Source organism: Aquimarina sp. EL_43, assembly GCF_943422735.1.
GTDB classification, from domain to species: domain Bacteria; phylum Bacteroidota; class Bacteroidia; order Flavobacteriales; family Flavobacteriaceae; genus Aquimarina; species Aquimarina megaterium.
The window spans coordinates 4527639-4546343 of sequence record NZ_CALSBR010000001.1; the positions used below are offsets into that span (position 1 = coordinate 4527639).

Annotated in this window: 16 protein-coding genes and 1 other RNA gene; 8 read left to right on the plus strand and 9 right to left on the minus strand. The window is 32.8% G+C overall.

The genetic code is table 11. From position 1 onward, the window contains the following. Positions 1-7: 7 nt before the first annotated feature. On the minus strand, positions 8-661 hold the full coding sequence (locus NNL09_RS19450) for a Crp/Fnr family transcriptional regulator (protein ID WP_025663743.1): 654 nt from the start codon (positions 659-661) through the stop codon (positions 8-10). Between the two features lie 367 nt (positions 662-1028). Here NNL09_RS19450 and NNL09_RS19455 point away from each other — a divergent pair, with 367 nt between their 5' ends. The 3 genes from NNL09_RS19455 (at position 1029) to NNL09_RS19465 (ending at position 5732) form a co-directional block, all read left to right on the plus strand. Next, a complete protein-coding gene (locus NNL09_RS19455; RefSeq protein WP_196910220.1) occupies positions 1029-4049 on the plus strand; it encodes an amino acid adenylation domain-containing protein in 3021 nt (1006 codons plus the stop codon). Between the two features lie 128 nt (positions 4050-4177). Beyond that, complete coding sequence (locus NNL09_RS19460) at positions 4178-4969, plus strand: enoyl-CoA hydratase (protein WP_196910219.1); 792 nt, start codon at positions 4178-4180, stop codon at positions 4967-4969. Positions 4970-5000: 31 nt separating this feature from the next. Continuing rightward, the gene (locus NNL09_RS19465; protein ID WP_196910218.1) at positions 5001-5732 is read left to right on the plus strand and encodes a DUF6733 family protein; all 732 of its coding nucleotides are present in this window, start codon (positions 5001-5003) and stop codon (positions 5730-5732) included. Between the two features lie 146 nt (positions 5733-5878). Here the strand turns inward: NNL09_RS19465 and NNL09_RS19470 are convergent, their stop codons facing one another. Beyond that, the gene (locus NNL09_RS19470) at positions 5879-6460 is read right to left on the minus strand and encodes a tRNA-(ms[2]io[6]A)-hydroxylase (RefSeq protein ID WP_196910217.1); all 582 of its coding nucleotides are present in this window, start codon (positions 6458-6460) and stop codon (positions 5879-5881) included. A 147-nt stretch (positions 6461-6607) separates the two neighbouring features. On the opposite strand from NNL09_RS19470, the gene NNL09_RS19475 reads away from it, so the two are divergent. After that, positions 6608-7036 (plus strand): hypothetical protein, encoded by a 429-nt coding sequence (locus NNL09_RS19475; RefSeq protein ID WP_196910216.1) that lies wholly within the window; start codon positions 6608-6610, stop codon positions 7034-7036. Between the two features lie 31 nt (positions 7037-7067). On the opposite strand, the gene NNL09_RS19480 is transcribed toward NNL09_RS19475, so the two are convergent. Further along, entirely contained in the window at positions 7068-8882 is a 1815-nt protein-coding gene (locus NNL09_RS19480; RefSeq protein WP_196910215.1) for a DNA polymerase III subunit gamma/tau, read from the minus strand. A 127-nt stretch (positions 8883-9009) separates the two neighbouring features. On the opposite strand from NNL09_RS19480, the gene rnpB reads away from it, so the two are divergent. Then, an RNA gene (gene rnpB / locus NNL09_RS19485) (RNase P RNA component class A) lies at positions 9010-9317 on the plus strand. 67 nt (positions 9318-9384) lie between these two features. After that, positions 9385-10512: an N-acetyl-alpha-D-glucosaminyl L-malate synthase BshA gene (gene bshA / locus NNL09_RS19490; protein ID WP_025663750.1), complete on the plus strand. Its 1128-nt coding sequence runs from the start codon at positions 9385-9387 to the stop codon at positions 10510-10512. 79 nt (positions 10513-10591) lie between these two features. Here the strand turns inward: bshA and NNL09_RS19495 are convergent, their stop codons facing one another. The 3 genes from NNL09_RS19495 to NNL09_RS19505 all read right to left on the minus strand — a co-directional run bounded on the left by NNL09_RS19495 (position 10592) and on the right by NNL09_RS19505 (position 12621). Beyond that, on the minus strand, positions 10592-11131 hold the full coding sequence (locus NNL09_RS19495; RefSeq protein WP_025663751.1) for a hypothetical protein: 540 nt from the start codon (positions 11129-11131) through the stop codon (positions 10592-10594). Between the two features lie 91 nt (positions 11132-11222). After that, positions 11223-11717, minus strand: coding sequence for an outer membrane beta-barrel protein (locus NNL09_RS19500; RefSeq protein ID WP_196910214.1), 495 nt, complete (start codon positions 11715-11717; stop codon positions 11223-11225). Positions 11718-11808: 91 nt separating this feature from the next. Then, positions 11809-12621: a DUF1338 domain-containing protein gene (locus tag NNL09_RS19505; protein ID WP_025663753.1), complete on the minus strand. Its 813-nt coding sequence runs from the start codon at positions 12619-12621 to the stop codon at positions 11809-11811. A 163-nt stretch (positions 12622-12784) separates the two neighbouring features. Between NNL09_RS19505 and NNL09_RS19510 the strand changes: the two genes are divergently transcribed. Both NNL09_RS19510 and NNL09_RS19515 read left to right on the plus strand, forming a co-directional pair. After that, positions 12785-13267, plus strand: a complete 483-nt coding sequence (locus NNL09_RS19510) for an Lrp/AsnC family transcriptional regulator (protein ID WP_051475984.1) — start codon at positions 12785-12787, stop codon at positions 13265-13267. Next, positions 13260-16181: an FAD-binding and (Fe-S)-binding domain-containing protein gene (locus NNL09_RS19515; RefSeq protein ID WP_196910213.1), complete on the plus strand. Its 2922-nt coding sequence runs from the start codon at positions 13260-13262 to the stop codon at positions 16179-16181. Before NNL09_RS19510 ends, NNL09_RS19515 begins: the two co-directional genes overlap by 8 nt. A 59-nt stretch (positions 16182-16240) precedes the next feature. Here NNL09_RS19515 and NNL09_RS19520 read toward each other — a convergent pair whose 3' ends face one another. The 3 genes from NNL09_RS19520 to NNL09_RS19530 form a co-directional block, all read right to left on the minus strand. Further along, positions 16241-16822, minus strand: a complete 582-nt coding sequence (locus NNL09_RS19520) for a tRNA-(ms[2]io[6]A)-hydroxylase (RefSeq protein WP_025663756.1) — start codon at positions 16820-16822, stop codon at positions 16241-16243. A gap of 379 nt (positions 16823-17201) precedes the next feature. Beyond that, the gene (locus tag NNL09_RS19525; RefSeq protein ID WP_196910212.1) at positions 17202-17525 is read right to left on the minus strand and encodes a hypothetical protein; all 324 of its coding nucleotides are present in this window, start codon (positions 17523-17525) and stop codon (positions 17202-17204) included. A 130-nt stretch (positions 17526-17655) separates the two neighbouring features. After that, positions 17656-18513, minus strand: a complete 858-nt coding sequence (locus NNL09_RS19530) for a UDP-2,3-diacylglucosamine diphosphatase (protein WP_196910211.1) — start codon at positions 18511-18513, stop codon at positions 17656-17658. Between the last annotated feature and the right edge of the window lie 192 nt (positions 18514-18705).

An 18705-nucleotide genomic window follows, 5' to 3' on the forward strand; every position in this document is an offset into this window, starting at 1 on the left:
AAAAATATTATACATTATATTGCTTATAGTTATCAAAGAAAGACTTCTTTATGATAATACTTTTGTTGCTATATTCTAACAAAAGGTTACTATTAAATTTATTAATGATTTTATTGGCTGTTACTCTAGAAACCCTAATGTAATTAGACAACTCATTTTGATTAAGAGGAGAGTTTATAATAATTTTTTCAGAATTGTAAGGACTCCCAAATTTTTCTTTAAATTCAAAGAGCACTTTTATCAACCGTAATTCTGCAGATTGAATCTGAAGTGTTTTTATTCTGTTTTCATATTCCTGATATTCCTTACCTAGTATTGACAAAAAATCTTTATAAAGATTAGGGTTTTTTTTTATCGTTTTTTGTATGATGTTTTTATCAAATTCATACACTTTTGTTTCTTCACTAAGAGATTCATATATACAATATGAACAAAAGTCTATAAAAATAGAGCTTGCTCCAAAAACTTGATTTTTTGTCAATATAATAAGAACTACCTCCGCTCCGTGGTCAGTAAAACAACCAATTTTCATAACTCCATTCTTAATAAGATAGATCTTCTTAGAGCATGCCCCAGTACTTTTTATAATCTCATTTTGATAATAAATGTTACACTTGTATTGATTGTTTTTTACTAGAATGTTTAATAATTCAAAGCACATAATAGGGGTTATTTTTAGAAATTGAATTATTTACTAACTTTCATTAAATAAATGTTAAAAAATCGAATTGTTAACAGATAATTAAGTTTTTTATTGTGACTTAAACACATTCTTTTTACGCTAAAAATGTAATATCATACTAATCATAACTAAAATAAAAATGATTAAGTGTTAGAATTTTTATATCAATAATTTCTATGCGTTTCTAATTTCGATGCAACAAATATTAACTCTTAATTTGCACAAACTCATGAAGCGCACAAACTCAACGTGTAGAGGTATATACGACCTCTATAAAAATAGTATTCCCAGAAGTCGATATCAGATAATTTCATTTAGTAGATTAAATTAGAAAGGTATTTTTATTATGGAAACTACAGTTTCTCATGCTACTTCTGAAGCAGAAGTACGTGACACTTTTGGGCATATACCCTTAGTACCGGGCGATACTTTTATAAAATCTACAATAGCAAATTTATCATTATCAGATCAATATCTTTTTCAAAGATTTGGTCAAGGACCAATAACCAGAGTTCCGTATAGATGCATACATCATGCATTTGAGGCTCATGCCAAGGTAAATCCTAACGCTATTGCTGCTAGTTATTTAGGTGAGGTAATCACTTATAAAGAATTAGACCATCAGGCAAATTTACTGGCTTTAGAACTCATAAAAAATGGAGTTCAAAAAGGTGATAATGTTGGATTATTTGTTCAACGATCAATACCAATGTTAGTAGGGATATTGGCCATCTTAAAAGCAGGAGGTGCTTATGTTCCTCAGCATATCGGACTAGCCAAAGATGAGCAATTAAGGTATGTTGTCAAGTCGGCAAGTATAAAATTAGTACTCACTTTATCAGAGTTTAAAGATTTAGTACCCGCAATAAACGATAATAAACTTATTGTAATAGATGATTTTTTAAAATCAAATACAAATAGTAATAAGGAAATTATACTACCAAGTGTACCTGTCACCGAAAATGATATTTGCTATATAATTTTTACATCAGGAACAACTGGAGATCCTAATGGAGTCCAGGTTAGCCACGGAAATACGTGTAATATACTCCTTACGTCACCGGGTAATTTAGGAATGAGACCTGGATTAAAAGTAGGACAAATTTTAAGCATTGCTTTTGATATGTCTGTTTGGGAAATTCTGGGGAGTTTGGCAAACGGAGCTACCTTAGTTATACGCGGAAAAAATATTCAAGAAACAGTAAGTGAGGTAGATGTAGTGATTTCTACACCAACGATTCTTAGTTCTTTAGATGTTACTCGTTGCCAGAATGTTCGCGTAGCTATAGTTGCAGGTGAACCTTGTCCTAGGATTTTAGCAGAAAAATGGTCTTCGTTTTGTGCTTTTCATAACTCTTGTGGACCTACCGAAACTACAATTATCAATACCGTAAAGCGGTTTTTTCCAACAGATGAATTACTTACCATAGGAAAACCTACACCAAATAATACAGTATATGTTTTAGACGAAAACTTGAAACCCTGTAGCATAGGCGAACCTGGTGAAATGTGGGCAGGAGGTCTTTGTGTAACTCACGGATATATCAATAATCAAGAGTTAACAAATGAAAGATATGTAGATGACCCATTTCTGGGTCAAGGTAAAAAAATGTTCAGAACACGAGATTTGGGAAGATGGACTTTAGATGGTGAATTAGAACATTTGGGAAGAACCGATGATCAGGTAAAGATATGCGGGTTTAGAGTAGAATTGGATTCTGTATCCTCTATTATAGAGAAAATGCCAGAAAGTAAAAGAGCAGCTACTTTAAAAATAGATAATAGAACTTTAATATCCTTTGTAAGCCCAGAGGATATTGACCAGGAAAAAGTTAAAAAACAGGTAGAAGAAGTACTCCCATACTACTGTGTTCCTGCAATAGTGGTCGCTATGCCAGAACTTCCAATGACAGACCGTGGTAAAATAGATAAAACGAAATTAATGAATCTGATCCCTCTTAAACAAGAACAGGAAGAAAAAACAACCTCCTCAATAACAGGTCAAAAACCTGTAGAAAATGATGAAATTCCTAATTTAGAAATGGTACAGTTACCTCCTCAAAAAAAATCTTTTAGTAGGATATGGAAAGGAGAAAAACTAATGCACTACTATCGTTTATTTGCACTGCTTTTAATAGCAAATATAGGAATAATGATCTATGGGGCAACAGAGGGTAATTGGTGGTCTCAGCAAGAAATGCGCTTGGATATTATCTCTAAAATCACATTGATTAACTTTACAATAGGGATCCTTATTAGACAACAATATATTATTAATTTCTTGTTTTGGGTTGCTACTAGTATTCCTACAAGTTGGCCTTTGTCGATAAGAAGAAGAGCAGGGAAAATATATCATTTTGGAGGAATTCATATCGGTGGGACAATAAGTGGAACCCTTTGGTTTATAGTGTTTATGGGATCCTTATATTATGATTTTTTTAATCCTCAAAATGAAACTTCTAAGGACATTACATTGTTATGGGTAACTACAATGCTTACAGGAATTTTAGTTTTTATGATTATTATGGCTTTGCCAAGATTAAGAGCAAAATTTCATAATAGTTTTGAAAAAACGCATCGATTTGGTGGATGGACAGCGCTAATATTATTTTGGGTACAAACGATGCTTATATTAAGCGAGAATGGTTCAGAGCAACCTTTTTTAGAAAACGTATTCGATTCTTTTAGTTTTTGGGCATTAACAGTAATAACGATTAGTATTGTATTACCATGGTTAAGACTAAAAAAAGTAGAAGTCGATATTACAAGACCATCAAATCATGTTATTCTGGCAAGATTCAATTATGGAGAAACTCCTTTTGCCGGCTCCTCTACGGCGATTAGTAGAGATCCTTTAATGGAGTGGCATTCTTTTGCAAATGTACCAGAACCAGGCAGAGATGGATTTCGACTAACTATCTCGAGAGCAGGGGACTGGACAGGTGAACTTATTGATGATATGCCAAAATACTTGTGGGTTAAGGGAATTACTACCGCAGGAGTAGGGAATGTTGATAAGCTATTTAAAAAGGTCATTTGGGTAGCAACAGGTAGCGGTATTGGCCCATGTTTACCACATCTTTTTTCTAGAGAAACTCCCGCTCGTTTAATATGGGCAACGCGAAATCCAAGAAAAACATATGGAGATGAATTGGTAGAAGAAATTCTCGAATCACAACCAGAAGCTATCATATGGGATACAGATGCACATGGAAAACCCGATATGGTGAAACTTGCATACAAAGCATATAAAGATTTTGATGCAGAAGCAGTAATATGTATTTCTAATAAAAAACTTACCTGGAAAGTAGTCTACGGAATGGAAAGTAGAGGGATACCAGCATATGGCGCAATTTGGGATTCTTAAACTTAAATATGTACTAACACAAACTCAACTTTTTTATACAACAACACATAGCTGAAACCAGCAATTTTAATAAAGACATCTTTAAAAAATGAATAGTCTTTAGGAGATGCTATGTAAAAATTAAAACTATGAATATAAAAATCGAACAAAGAAAACGGGTAGTGATTATAACCTTAAATCGCCCAAAAGCATTAAATGCACTAAATAGTGAATTGATGCGAGAAATGGTTTCTGTTATGCAGAAACTAGATAAGGACCCAAGTGTAGGGTGTTTTGTAATCACAGGATCTAAAAAAGCGTTTGCAGCAGGAGCAGACATAAAAGAAATGGAAAATAAATCCTATATGGATATGTTTCATGAAAATTATTTTGCTGCTTGGGAAGCTTTTACAGCGATTAGAACACCTAAAATTGCTGCCGTATCAGGGTATGCTTTAGGTGGAGGATGCGAATTAGCTATGATGTGTGACATTATTTATGCATCGAATACAGCAAAATTTGGTCAACCAGAAATAAAACTGGGAGTGATCCCAGGTATTGGCGGAACCCAACGCTTAACAAAAATGGTAGGAAAAACAAAGGCTATGGATTTGATTCTTACCGGACGTTTAATGAATGCAGAAGAAGCAGAACGATCAGGATTGGTATCTCGTATAATACCAGTAGAAACCTTATTAGAAGAATCTGTAGAAGCTGCAGCAGTTATTGCTTCTTATAGTAAAACAACAGCTATGGTTGCAAGAGAAGCTATAGATAGAGCTATGGAGTTAAGTCTTCGCGAGGGAGTGCTATATGAAAGAAGAGCCTTTCATGCATTATTCGCTACAGAACACCAAAAAGAAGGTATGCAGGCTTTTGTAGAAAAACGAAAAGCTAACTTTTCTATACCTAATCAAAAACAAATCATTCAAGCTCACTAATCATTAAACACATAATTAAAGAAACTAAATCATGAAAAAACTCATAATAATATTAATTGTAATAGGTTTTCAGTATTCAACAATACAAGGACAAGAAGAGAAAAAGAAAAAAGCAACATTAGCAGTAAAAGTGATCCAAAACAGTGTTGCGGGGTTTTCAACCTTATTTTTAGGAGGTTTTGAAACTAATAAAAATTTCGATATTACTTTTTATAGTATGTTCTGGACGAATCCTTCTTTCGGAACCCCAGAATCTGGTAGTGATCAATTATTAGAAACTGGTATTGGATTAGGATTTAAACTAATGGACGGAAAATTATTTCTTAACCCAGGAATTGGGTTTGCGCACGGTAAATTCTTTTCTGATGTTGCAGGTACAAAGATAGGAGAGGCCGTAATCCCTAATACTTTTGTAGCATACCATAACTCCATTTTTGATATAGAAGCATATCTGGCTTATTATAAATCGTTAAGAGATAGAGATGATATCTCGACCAAAGATTTACTTCTTTTTTGGGCAGCACCCGGAATTAATGTAAGTGATCGTTTAGTGTTAGGTGGTTTTTTTGAAGAATTAGCCTTTATGAACCTAGAAAATGACGATGTTAATAAGAATATACAGGTATATCGTTATTTAGGAGGTTCTGTGAAATTAAAACTTGATAACGGTATGGCATTTAGATTTTCTGCAGGAGCTAACCTGGTTACAGATGTAGGAGCATCGGACGAATTTTATAAAGTATCTGCTTTTATACCATTTTAAAAAGGATAAGTGTTAATCCGTATACCAATTTATGCGGTAAGGATTAAAAGTCCGTTTTCACAGTTCAGATTGTTATATTATCTTTACTTGTGATGTAATGAATAAAGCTATCGAAAGGTAGCTTTATTCTATTTTAATCTATCTTGTTATCCATGAATCGTTTCTTTATTTCCCAAAGATTTCATTATTTCTGCTTCAAAAACTAGTAATTCCTGCCACTTTTTATCGACTTCTTCACGATTTCCATATTGGCGTGCAAAATTTAAAAACATAGTATAATGATTAGCTTCACTTACCATCAGACTTCTATAAAAGTCAGCTAGTTCCTGATCTTCTAATTCTTCAGATAATAATTTAAAACGCTCACAACTTCTGGCTTCAATCAAAGCCGCATATAATAAACGATGTACAAGCTGGGTTGTTCTACTTCCTCCTTTTGGGAAAAAAGTTATTAATTGAACCACATAATCATCTTTTCGATCTCTACCCAAAACCCAACCTCGTTCAAGGATTTTATCATGAACCATTTTAAAATGACTTATTTCTTCTTTTACCAGTTTTACCATTTCTTGCACTAATTCTGTGTATTCAGGAAAACTCACCATAAGCGATATAGCTGTAGAAGTAGCTTTTTGCTCACAGTATGCATGATCTGTAAGAATTTCTTCAATGTTTTTTTCTACAATATTTACCCATCTAGGGTCTGTAGGAAGTTTTAAGCCTAACATGGTTCTGGTGTTTTTTAATAATAATCGCAAATTTATGAAGTAACTCATTATAGAACTAAGATTCGAAAGAAAATATTAAATTTTTCATTTATCCTTACTCTAAGCAACCTTATAGATTTTTATTCATCTTATTAAAAAGTAGATACCATGAATACAAAAAAACTGATTGGTCTAATCGTAATATTCGGAATTTTGGCTTGTAACAGTGATGATGACAACAATAATACAGATAGTTGCGATCAATTAACTATAATTAACTCAAAACAATATGTTAGTGAACCAAATCATAATCTAACAATAAGTAGTTTGAAAATAAATGGAAATTGTTTGAAAATCAGTTTTGGCTCTAGCGGATGTAGTGGAGATACCTGGGAGTTAAAACTTATTGATTCTGAAGAGATTTTGGAAACCAATCCACCACAAAGGAATTTGAGATTGTCTTTAAAAAATGAGGAGTTATGTAATGCATTTATTACCAAAGAAATATCGTTTAATATTCTTGGGTTAAAAGTAGATGGTAATAAGGTACTGCTTAATATAAAGAACTCAGATGATCAAATACTTTATGAATATTAAAAAAATAAATAATTTGGAGGGCAGAGTAATACTAAATATCTAAATCAAAAGAGGAGCGTAACTTATCAATAAGAGGGTTTTTTTCTCTTAATTTTTCATATTTATCCTGAGGGGTGAAAGCATATTTTTTAGAAGCTTCTTCGTTTACAGTAATCTTCATTTCAATACTGTAATTTTTTAATTTTTTGAATAAAAACTGCAATAATCCAGATTGAGCAGCTTCCATATCAATCTTCATCGATTGGTTAGGTAATTCTAATGAAATATAACCTTTATCAAGGGTAGGAATATTCATAGCAAACATAGATCCGATAATACGTTCTCCTTTTTTATCTTGCATTTTACCATATTCTATCCAGCCTTCCTGCATTTGTGATTCTGTAAATTCTTCTTTTGGTAAATTTTCAGGATCAATTACCTGCTCTTCTTTACTTTCTTCATGTTCTTTCTTCCTCTTAATACTACTTAGCGATAATCCAGAAGTTTTGCGTTTCTTATTTATTAAAACTGATTTTTTCTCTACTACAGGAGCTTCAGCGGTAATTGTATCCTCAGAATTTTCTTCTTGAATATGAGGTTCTGTATCTTTGTCTTGTGAAACCTCAGAAACAGGAGTAGTTGAAGGTTCTGGTTTTTCTTCTGTTTGAGGAGGTGTGCTATTTTGTTTTTCGGTTTCGGTTTTTTCTAAAACCTTTTCTTTTATTTCAGATGAAATTTTAACTGGCTTAATTCCTTTTTCCTTAAAATAAGAAGGAGGAATTATGTAGGGTTTGTCATTTTTTTTTTCTCCATCCACAAGGATAGAGGCAAGCTGCATTAGGCATAACTCAACCAGCAGTCTTTGATTGCGACTGGTTTTATATTTTAGATCACAATCATTAGCAATCTCAATACCTTTAATAAGAAAACCATGGGGAGCTTTTTGTGATTGTTCTAAATACTTAGTCTTCGTTTGTTGTCCCACTTCGAGAAGATTGATAGTAGCTTGATTTTTACATACTAATAAATCTCTAAAGTGCGATGCAAGTCCAGATACAAAATGATGCCCATCAAAACCTTGGGCAAGAATTTCGTTAAATTCTATAAGGAGTTGTGGGATATTGTTCTCAAGTATTAAATCAGTAGTTTTGAAATAAGTTTCATAATCTAATACATTTAGGTTTTCAGTTACTGCCTGTCTGGTTAAATTTTTTCCACTAAAACTAACAACTCTATCAAAGATTGATAGCGCATCTCGCATTGCCCCATCTGCTTTTTGAGCGATAATTTGCAAAGCGTCTTCATCAGCAGTAATTCCTTCTTGCACTGCTACTTGCATTAAGTGATTTTTTGCATCAGTTACAGTAATACGTTTAAAGTCGAATATTTGACATCGCGATAAAATTGTAGGTATGATTTTATGCTTTTCTGTCGTAGCCAGGATAAAAATTGCATGTTTAGGAGGTTCTTCTAATGTTTTTAAAAAAGCATTAAAGGCCGCTTGAGAAAGCATATGTACCTCATCAATAATATATACTTTATATTTTCCAACCTGGGGAGGGATGCGAACTTGGTCGATAAGGCTTCTAATATCATCAACAGAATTGTTTGAGGCTGCATCGAGTTCAAAAATATTAAAAGCAAAATCTTCATCAGGATGCTCATTTCCATCCTGATTAATTGTTTTTGCAAGAATTCTGGCACACGAAGTTTTTCCTACTCCTCTTGGTCCGGTGAATAATAAAGCTTGTGCAAGATGATTGTTTTCTATAGCATTAAGCAGTGTATTGGTAATTGCTTGTTGCCCTACAACATCCTTAAATGTTTGGGGTCTGTATTTACGTGCTGATACTATAAAATGCTCCATCGCTACAAAGTTAAAAATTGCTTACAAAAAATAAATTATAGACATCGGTTTTTATTTTTAGTTATTAACAGCCAAAAAATAATGCTGAATTCTGAATTCTAAGTTCAGAATTATAATACTTTTGCACAAAGCAGATCACCTTATCGCTCTCGATTATTCGGGGGAGGAAAGTCCGGACACCATAGCACAGTATAGCGGGTAACGCCCGTCCGTCGTAAGGCGAGGACAAGTGCAGCAGAAAGTATGTACAGGTAATGCTGTAGTGAAACCAGGTAAACTCTATACGGTGCAACGCCATGTAAACCAGCTTTTGAGGGTTGTGCGCCCAATGTTGGAGGGTAGGCGGTTTGAACTGATAAGTAATTATTAGTCTAGATAAATGATAAGGACCCGATATATCGGGAAACAGAATCCGGCTTATGATCTGCTTTTTTTTACAACTCTTTTAACAATATCTAATATCAATTTTCTTGTACCTTGTACCACAAGAAAAATTATTTGAATGAAAATTGCTATAGTCTGTTATCCTACCTTTGGAGGTAGTGGAGTGGTAGCCACAGAATTAGGGATTGCTTTGGCAAAACTAAACCACGAAGTACATTTTATTACCTACAAACAGCCTGTTAGGCTAAACCTGTTGAATCCGAATATTCATTTTCATGAAGTTAACGTACCTACATACCCTCTTTTTCATTATCAACCATACGAATTGGCATTATCTAGTAAATTAGTAGATACCATTAAAAAGTATAAAATTGATGTACTTCATGTTCATTATGCAATTCCGCATGCATATGCGGGATATATGGCAAAAAAAATGCTTGAAGAAGAAGGAATTTATGTTCCTATGGTAACTACATTGCACGGTACAGATATTACCTTGGTAGGAAACCATCCTTTTTATAAACCGGCAGTAACATTTAGCATCAATAAAAGTGATATGGTTACTTCTGTATCTCAAAGCCTTAAAGACGACACATTACGTCTGTTTGATATCAAAAATGATATTGAGGTAGTCCCTAATTTTATTGATGCGAGCCAGAGAAAGACTAGTTTTACAGATTGCCAGAGAGAACTCATGGCAACTGCAGAAGAACGTATAGTTACTCATATTAGTAATTTTAGAGCTGTAAAACGTATTACTGATGTTGTAGATATTTTTTATAATATTCAGAAAAAGATGCCTGCAAAGTTGTTGATGGTTGGAGAAGGCCCGGAGCGTAAACCGGCAGAAGAAAGATGTAAAGAACTTGGTATAAAAGATAAAGTGGTTTTCTTTGGTAACAGTAATGAAATAGATAAGATACTGTGCTTTTCTGATCTGTTTTTACTCCCATCAGAACGAGAAAGTTTTGGTCTGGCGGCATTAGAAGCGATGGTAAATAAGGTGCCTGTAATATCGAGTAATGCAGGAGGGATTCCAGAAGTTAATAACCATGGTGTTTCTGGTTATATGAGTGATATAGGAGATGTAAAAGACATGTCAGAAAATTCGATCAAAATTCTGGAAAATGATAGCAGATTAGAAACCTTTAAGGAAAATGCATATAGAGAGGCAATGAAATTTGATATAAGTAACATTATCCCGCTATATATAAAAATGTATGAGAGTGCTTTATCAGCAGTATAATATCATTTATTTTTAAAATTAAAACCCCCTTGTTATGGTATAACAAGGGGGTTTTTGGTTATTATTTTATGGTGTATGCCTAAAATGTATATCTGGCAGAAATACCAACATTTACTCCGGTATTGTCTACGTCTCTAAATCCGTTTGATCGATCGATATCATGGATATCAAATGTAGGACGAATACTAAATGCCACCTGAAGTGGGAAATCAAAACGATAATCAACTCCAAAATCTGCTCCGATGTAAGGGAAAAATTCACCATCTCTATCTACATCACCAATAATCACACCAAGGTATCGGGTTTTAAAATCTATATACCCTGCACCTGCACCTGGGCCTGCAAACCAATTTAGTTTATCCCAAATATTATATGTCCAATGAAAAAATACTCCACCACGATATGTAGAGATAAAAGAATTTGTTTTAAAGCCTAAATTGGCATCAATTCTATTATGTTCACTTATTATTTGTCGCTGGTATGTAATTTCGGGACCAAAGCCTTCATCTCCTATAACACCTTCTGATAATCGAATTCCTATAGCGTTTTCAGGAATATCTTGTGCTTGCAGTTGTGAAACCGAGATAATGATTGATAGAATAAAAAAAAGTTTTTTCATGATTTAAATTTTTTAAAAGTTTTAATTGATTATTATAAAAATGGTTAGTGTATCTTAAAATATGGTTTATAAAACCAGTGTATTGAGAATATTAATCAAATTTATATCTCGCACTTAAGCCAAAGTTAAAAATGATATCGTCATTAGTATAGCTATCGAAGTATATTTCTGGTCTAAAGTCTAGAGAGATTAATAGCGGAAAATCAAAATGATACTCAATACCAACATCCCCCGTTACAAACCCAAAAGTGGTTAAATCATCATCACGAATAATATCAGAATCAAAATCAACTAATCCACCTCCAATTCCTGGACCAATATACCAATTTAGGCCTCCGTTAATATTAAAAACCCACTGATACATCCCTGTAAGTTTTAGAGCATTGTAGCTTCTTTTACCTTGTGCTCCAAGTCCTACTTCTATTCTTGTCTTAGAACTTAAAGCATTTTGATATGAGGCTTCGGCCCAAAAACCATTCGCTTCACTTAGACGTAAACCAATAGTATGTTTAGAAATTTCCTGAGACTGTATATTACCCATACAAAGAAATAGAAAAGAAAGTGTAAAAAAAATATTCTTCGTCATAATCGTAAATAGTAATTTCCTACTTTCCGACTATAACGTCATAAATCTTCTATTCTGTAAGGATAAATCTTAAATCTTTGTTAAGATTGAACTAACTACTTTGTAACTGCATATCGGTACTCTCAAAAATCTTATCTGCAGAATCAGCAATGAAGCCATTAAAAATAACATCTTGACTATTTTTATAACGATATGAAAATTCATAATAACAGGATGTGATTTCTTTAACGTTTTCTTCAAATTCTACCTCGACTACATCGGCCAAAATACTGGATTGTTCTAGTAGTTGGGATGGAGAACCTTTTATTTCACCTCCAGAAGTATTCATTTTGAAACCATTCTCTTTGAGGAATTCATTTACCTTGGATAGATTTTTAAATGTTTGAAGTTTATTAACATCTACTGTGAAATGATTAGAGCAAAAGCCATTAACATATACCCAGGCCGCATATTCTGATACCGAAAGAAGTCTTTTGTAAATCTCAAAAGATGGTTTAGCCCAAACTCTACCTTTTAGGATAAGATCTTCTTGTTGTATAACTGTATGATCTATTTGATTTATAGTGTTTTGAACAATACTATTTAGCTCAACAGAAAATTCTTCAAGAAGCAATTCGCTAATAAAGATTTTTGGAGCATTACGATCACTTTTGTGTTCAAAATGTTTTGCACGCAATTTTTTGGCCTTAAAATGATATTCTCCTTTGGGTTCATAACCCATAGCAATAAAAGGTTTTGCCAAAATATCAATATTAACTCTTGGATCATTAAAAGTGCGTATTGCAATATGATCATTAAAAACGGTATTGCCTTCTGCTTCAAATAAAGATTTAATTTTTTGTGCTGAAGGAGTTTTTACAGTGTATTGTTTCCAGAGTTCTTCAAAAAAATAAGTCAAATCCATTCTAATTATGTTTTTATTTGAAGCAAAATTATTATTTTTGACTATTATTGCGTGTATATATATTGTTTTTAGTCTCAATTTTATAAATTTTGTGTCAAATTGAAGATAATGTTTTGTTTTTATTATCAATTTTGACTGCAAGTGTTTTAAATTTTTTATGAGTATGAATCATTTTGATTATATAGATCAGCAGATTTTATTGCAGATACGTGAAGATGCCAGAAAGCCTTTCTCTCAAATAGCAGAGAATTTAAAAATTTCTAATTCTTTGGTACATCAAAGAATTAAAAAACTTAAGCAACGTGGTGTAATAAAGAAAGCCGAGTTTGTTGTAGATGAAAAACAGATCGGTTTTAAAACGAAATCTTATGTAGGTATTCGTCTAAGAGAAGCTAGATATGCAAAACAAGTGGTTGATGGTTTAAAAGAAATTCCAGAAATATTAGAATGTAATTATGTTTCAGGTCATTATGCTATTTTCATTCTTATTTTTGCATTTGACAACCATCATTTACGTAAGATTCTGTATGAACAAGTGCATCAGATTGATGGAGTCGCAGGAACGGATAGTTTTATTTGTTTTGATACTAATTTTAGAAGGCAGGTTTCTTTAAATTCTTTAGGAAAGAATATTTCATATGATTGATAAAAGTATATTGACATCTTTACAAAACCAGCTAGAAGGTCAACTACAATTTGATACTCTAATTACTGCTTTATATGCTACAGATGCTTCAGTGTATCGTAGAATTCCTCTGGCGGTAGCATTTCCAAAATCAATACAAGATGTTAAAAAAATAGTTGCTTTTGCATCTCAACACGATATTGGTATTATTCCCAGAACAGCAGGAACTTCGCTTGCAGGGCAATGTGTAGGGGATGGTATTGTGGTAGATGTTTCTAAATATTTTACTAAAATAATTGCTGTTGATAAAACCAAAAAAACAGTGACTGTTCAACCAGGAGTGATACGGGATGATCTTAATCGTTTTTTGAAACCGTATGGATTGTTTTTTGGACCTAATACATCGACATCTAATCGTTGTATGATTGGAGGAATGGTCGGAAATAATAGCAGTGGTACTACATCGATTCAATATGGTGTTACAAGAGATAAAGTCTTAGAGTTACAAACAGTATTGTCTGATGGTAGTGAAGTTACTTTTTCTGAAATATCATCAAATGATTTTGAGACGAAACGAAATTTGAATACCCTTGAAGGAAAAATCTACGACCAGATTTATACCGAACTTTGTTCTAAGGAGATTCAACAACAAATTACGACTCATTTTCCGAAACGAGAAATTCATAGACGTAACACAGGTTACGCCATTGATGAACTAATTGATTCTGAGGTGTTTTCTACAACGAATACACATTTTAATATGTGTAAACTTCTCACAGGAAGCGAAGGTACATTGGCTTTTACAACACAAATTACGTTACAGTTAGATGAACTTCCACCAGAAGAAACTTTAATGATTGCCGCGCATTTTAAGACTATCGATGATTGTATGAGAGCAGTAGCGCCTGTAATGCAACATTCGTTATTCACTTGCGAAATGATGGATAAAACTATTTTGGATTGCACAAAAAATAATATCGAGCAATTAAAGAATCGTTTTTTTATTGTTGATGATCCAGAAGCAATCTTAATGCTAGAACTTAGAGCAAAAGATGCGAATCATTTAGAACAGCAAAAGGATAAATTATTAAAAACTCTTGATGAATCAAAACTAAGCTATGCCAATCCAATTTTACGTAAAGAAGAAATAGATAAGGCTTTAGAATTAAGAAAAGCAGGATTAGGATTGTTAGGTAATATTGTTGGCGATAAAAAAGCAGTTGCTTGTATAGAAGATACGGCAGTTGCTATTCCTGATTTGGCGGATTACATATCAGAATTTACAGATTTAATGAAGTCTTATGACCAACAAGCTGTGTATTACGCACATGCTGGAGCAGGAGAGATTCACCTTCGACCGATTCTGGATCTGAAAAAAAGTAAAGACGTAACCCTATTTAAAAAAATAACAGACGATGTAGCATCTTTGGTAAAGAAATATCAAGGCTCTATGAGTGGTGAACATGGTGATGGTATTGTAAGGGCTGGATACATACCTTTTATGATTGGTGAGGATAATTATAAGATTTTAGAACGTATTAAAAATACATTTGATCCTAATTCTATTCTTAATCCGGGTAAGATTATAGATGCCTATCCCATGGATCAAAAATTACGATATGAGATAGATCGAAAAGAACCAGAGATAGATACCATTTTTGATTTTACCGATTCGATGGGAATTCTAAGGGCTGCAGAAAAATGTAATGGTAGTGGTGATTGCCGTAAGTCTGTAGAAGCGGGAGGAACCATGTGCCCCAGTTATCGGGCTACAAAAAACGAAAAAGATACTACCCGGGGTAGGGCAAATACACTAAGAGAGTTTTTAACCAATAGTGAGAAGGTTAATAAATTTGATAATAGAGAATTAAAAGAAGTTTTTGACCTCTGTCTAAGTTGCAAAGGATGTGCCAGTGAGTGTCCCTCAAATGTTGATGTAGCTGCACTGAAAGCAGAATTCGAATATCAATATCAAAAAGAAAATGGAGTATCATTACGTACAAAGCTTTTTGCTCACAATAATAGATTGAATGCTATAGGGAGAATCGCGCCTGGTTTAACAAATTTTTTCTTTTCTAATGCATTAACATCTAGTATTTTAAAATCTACTTTAGGTATTGCCAAACAACGAAATTTACCTTTGTTAAGCAAACAATCCTTAAGAGGTTGGTGTAAACAAAATATAAAAAGAATACAACCAGAGCAACCTATAAAAACAGTGTACTTTTTTATAGATGAATTTACGAATCATTTGGATGCCGAAATCGGTATAGATGCTATCGAGTTACTGACCAAATTAAATTATGAAGTAAAGATAATTGATCATAAAGAAAGTGGACGGACTTTTATATCAAAAGGATTATTGAAACAAGCCAAAATTCTGGCAAATCTTAATATTGAAACGTTTAATAATCATATTACTGCAGAAACTCCTTTGATCGGGTTAGAACCCTCTGCCATACTCACTTTTAGAGATGAGTATTTGAGATTGGCTGATGATAAAGAAAATGCAGCTGCAGTGGCAAGACATACTTTTTTGATTGATGAATTCTTACATGCAGAAATAGAAAAAGGAAATATAAATGCTGATTTATTTACTGCAGATACTAAAACAATTAAAATACATGGTCACTGCCATCAAAAAGCTTTATCTGGTATACACAATACATTTTCGATTCTAAATTTACCCAAAAACTTTAATGTTACGATTATTCCATCTGGGTGTTGCGGTATGGCAGGATCTTTTGGATATGAGAAAGAGCATTATGATGTTAGTATGCAAATAGGGGAGCAGACCTTATTTCCATCGGTTAGAAAAACACCTAAGGATACTATTATTGTGGCTGTAGGAACTAGCTGTAGACATCAAATAAAAGATGGAACGCAACGAGAAGCATCACATCCTATTAGTATTCTCAAAAGTGCTTTAGTGTAGATAAGGTTTTAAAACCAGGAATTTCAAATAAATGTTGGATTTAAAATTATACTAAAATGTTATCCATGTATAGTTTCAGAAGTGCCATAGTTCTGAATAAGCTCTCCTTCAAATTTTAATAAATCTTCCCATTGTTTATCTACATCAATACCTTCTCCGTATTTACGTGCAAAACCAATAAATGTGGTGTAATGACCAGCTTCACTAATCATTAAATCGTGATAGAATTTTGATAGCTCAGGGTCTTTTATTTTTTTTGAAAGAAGCTTAAATCGTTCGCAACTTCTGGCTTCGATCATTGCTGAAAATAACAATCGGTTAACTAAGCTTTGCTTACGACTACCACCTGTAATACCATATTTAAATAATTCATTTACATAACTGTCCTTTCGTTCTCTACCTAATTTATAACCACGCTTTTTAATAATTTCATGAACCATTTCAAAGTGCTGTAATTCTTCTTGTGCCAAAGTTAATAAATCAGTAACCAAATCAGTATGTTCAGAATTTAACGTAATGATGGTAATGGCATTTGTGGCTGCTTTTTGTTCGCACCATGCATGATCTGTTAAGATTTCTTCAATATTTGTTTCCGCAAGAGCTGCCCAACGTGGATCTGTTGCCAGTTTTAAACCAAGCATATTTATATTGTTTTAAGAGATATATAGTATTGTCAAAGATACGTTTTGCGATTTTTATTTCAATGATTCTAACAACTTATTAATATATCATTTTTCAAAATATTTATATATACATATAAATTGCTGGCATCAAATAAAAGATGAGGAGATACAAAATGAGGTGTAACACCTCATTTTGGCATGGATAGAATTTTTAAGAGAGAAATATTAGAATTGATAACGAATCCCTAATCCAAATCCTGTATAAAAATATGTTGAATCAGTACTTTTATTATCGGTAGAAAAAAATATTTCTGGCCTTATATTTAAAGAAATTTGTATTGGGGACTTATTAGGACTGTATCCAATACCTCCATCAGCTATTATTCCTAAATTAGCATTAAATAATGCTCCTCCGCCAATACCTATTGTAAATAGGAAATACTCTTTGATATATCCCTGTAGCCATTAGACCAACAGTAGGTATGAATTCACTCCCATAAACGCGTAATCCCGTATCAAATTCTAATCTATTTTTACTGTTGATACGAAGTTGATAAGAAATGCCAATACCTGCAATATTAGGATCGTTATAATTATCATGATTACTAATAAGAAACTCTGGTCGAACCCCTAGGGTGTGTCTAGAAAACTCTTGTGATTGAGTAGTATTTATAGCCAATACTAAAACAGCAAAAATTAAAACATGTCTTTTGTATATCATAAAAAAGTTTAGGAGTAACAACAACAGGTTTTATTGGGACATCACAAATATGCTGTGAGGTTTTTAAGAAAAAGTCACGGTTTTCAGGGATATTGAAAAAGTAATAACAGTAAAGCGGGAGTAAGACAGATTATGATTTCTTGAGAGATGTGATTACTTCGTTTACCATAAAAGAGGCTTGCAGGGTCTCGGGATCAATTTCTAAGCTTTCTACCTCTTCAACAGATTCTTCATAAGCTTTCATTGATTCATTCTCATAATGTACTAGTTTCCATGCTGCATCATGATATTCTAATGAAGTTAGATTTTCTATCCAATCTCCAGAATTTAAATAAATGCAGGACCCGTTTTTATCCTCGTATTTACGCATTTGAGGTTGATGGATATGACCACATACTACATAGCTATATTTGTTTTTAACAGCTAACTCTGCAGCAACATCTTCAAAATCATTAATATATTTTACTGCTTTTTTTACACTATTTTTGATTTTCTTAGAAAGAGAAAACTTTTCTTTTCCTATACGTAGCAAAAACCAATTAATAGCTTGATTAAAAAGAATTAGCATATCATATCCCCAACTGCCTAATTTAGCTAACCATTTTGCGTTTTGAATTGAGGCATCAAAAACATCGCCATGAAAGAACCATGCTTTTTTGCCATCTAATTCCAGAACAAGTTTATCAACTAATTTAAAATTTCCCATTTGAGCATCACTAAACTTGCGAAGCATCTCATCGTGATTGCCTGTGATATAGATAACTTCTGTTCCTTTTGATGCAAACGAAATAATCTTTTTGATAACCTTAAGATGGGATTTTGGAAAATATCGTTTTCTAAATTGCCAGATATCTATAATATCACCATTAAGAATAAGAGTTTTTGGTTTGATACTATTTAAATAGTTGAGAAGTTCTTTTGCTTGACATCCATAAGTACCAAGATGGATATCCGAAATTACAACAAGTTCTACAATACGTTTCTTCATATAAAATATGATAATATCACAAATTAAATGAATCTGTTTTCAAAGATAATTATCTTATTATAAGTTTATTGTTATCTAAATTTAATCATTTTAATGAGTTGTTATCAAAACATTAAAATTTAATTATTGCTTACAGATTTTGATAAGAATTATGGTAAAACCCCCAGAGGACTTATAATTTCTCTAAGATTT

Coding starts and splice junctions, on each gene's coding strand:
- NNL09_RS19510 (WP_051475984.1), top strand. CDS start 12,785: ATGAATCATTTTGATTATATAGATCAGCAGATTTTATTGCAGATACGT.
- NNL09_RS19530 (WP_196910211.1), bottom strand. CDS start 18,513: ATGAAGAAACGTATTGTAGAACTTGTTGTAATTTCGGATATCCATCTT.
- bshA (WP_025663750.1), top strand. CDS start 9,385: ATGAAAATTGCTATAGTCTGTTATCCTACCTTTGGAGGTAGTGGAGTG.
- NNL09_RS19515 (WP_196910213.1), top strand. CDS start 13,260: ATGATTGATAAAAGTATATTGACATCTTTACAAAACCAGCTAGAAGGT.
- NNL09_RS19455 (WP_196910220.1), top strand. CDS start 1,029: ATGGAAACTACAGTTTCTCATGCTACTTCTGAAGCAGAAGTACGTGAC.
- NNL09_RS19520 (WP_025663756.1), bottom strand. CDS start 16,822: ATGCTTGGTTTAAAACTGGCAACAGATCCACGTTGGGCAGCTCTTGCG.
- NNL09_RS19470 (WP_196910217.1), bottom strand. CDS start 6,460: ATGTTAGGCTTAAAACTTCCTACAGACCCTAGATGGGTAAATATTGTA.
- NNL09_RS19505 (WP_025663753.1), bottom strand. CDS start 12,621: ATGGATTTGACTTATTTTTTTGAAGAACTCTGGAAACAATACACTGTA.
- NNL09_RS19475 (WP_196910216.1), top strand. CDS start 6,608: ATGAATACAAAAAAACTGATTGGTCTAATCGTAATATTCGGAATTTTG.
- NNL09_RS19460 (WP_196910219.1), top strand. CDS start 4,178: ATGAATATAAAAATCGAACAAAGAAAACGGGTAGTGATTATAACCTTA.
- NNL09_RS19465 (WP_196910218.1), top strand. CDS start 5,001: ATGAAAAAACTCATAATAATATTAATTGTAATAGGTTTTCAGTATTCA.
- NNL09_RS19450 (WP_025663743.1), bottom strand. CDS start 661: ATGTGCTTTGAATTATTAAACATTCTAGTAAAAAACAATCAATACAAG.
- NNL09_RS19495 (WP_025663751.1), bottom strand. CDS start 11,131: ATGAAAAAACTTTTTTTTATTCTATCAATCATTATCTCGGTTTCACAA.
- NNL09_RS19525 (WP_196910212.1), bottom strand. CDS start 17,525: ATGATATACAAAAGACATGTTTTAATTTTTGCTGTTTTAGTATTGGCT.
- NNL09_RS19500 (WP_196910214.1), bottom strand. CDS start 11,717: ATGACGAAGAATATTTTTTTTACACTTTCTTTTCTATTTCTTTGTATG.
- NNL09_RS19480 (WP_196910215.1), bottom strand. CDS start 8,882: ATGGAGCATTTTATAGTATCAGCACGTAAATACAGACCCCAAACATTT.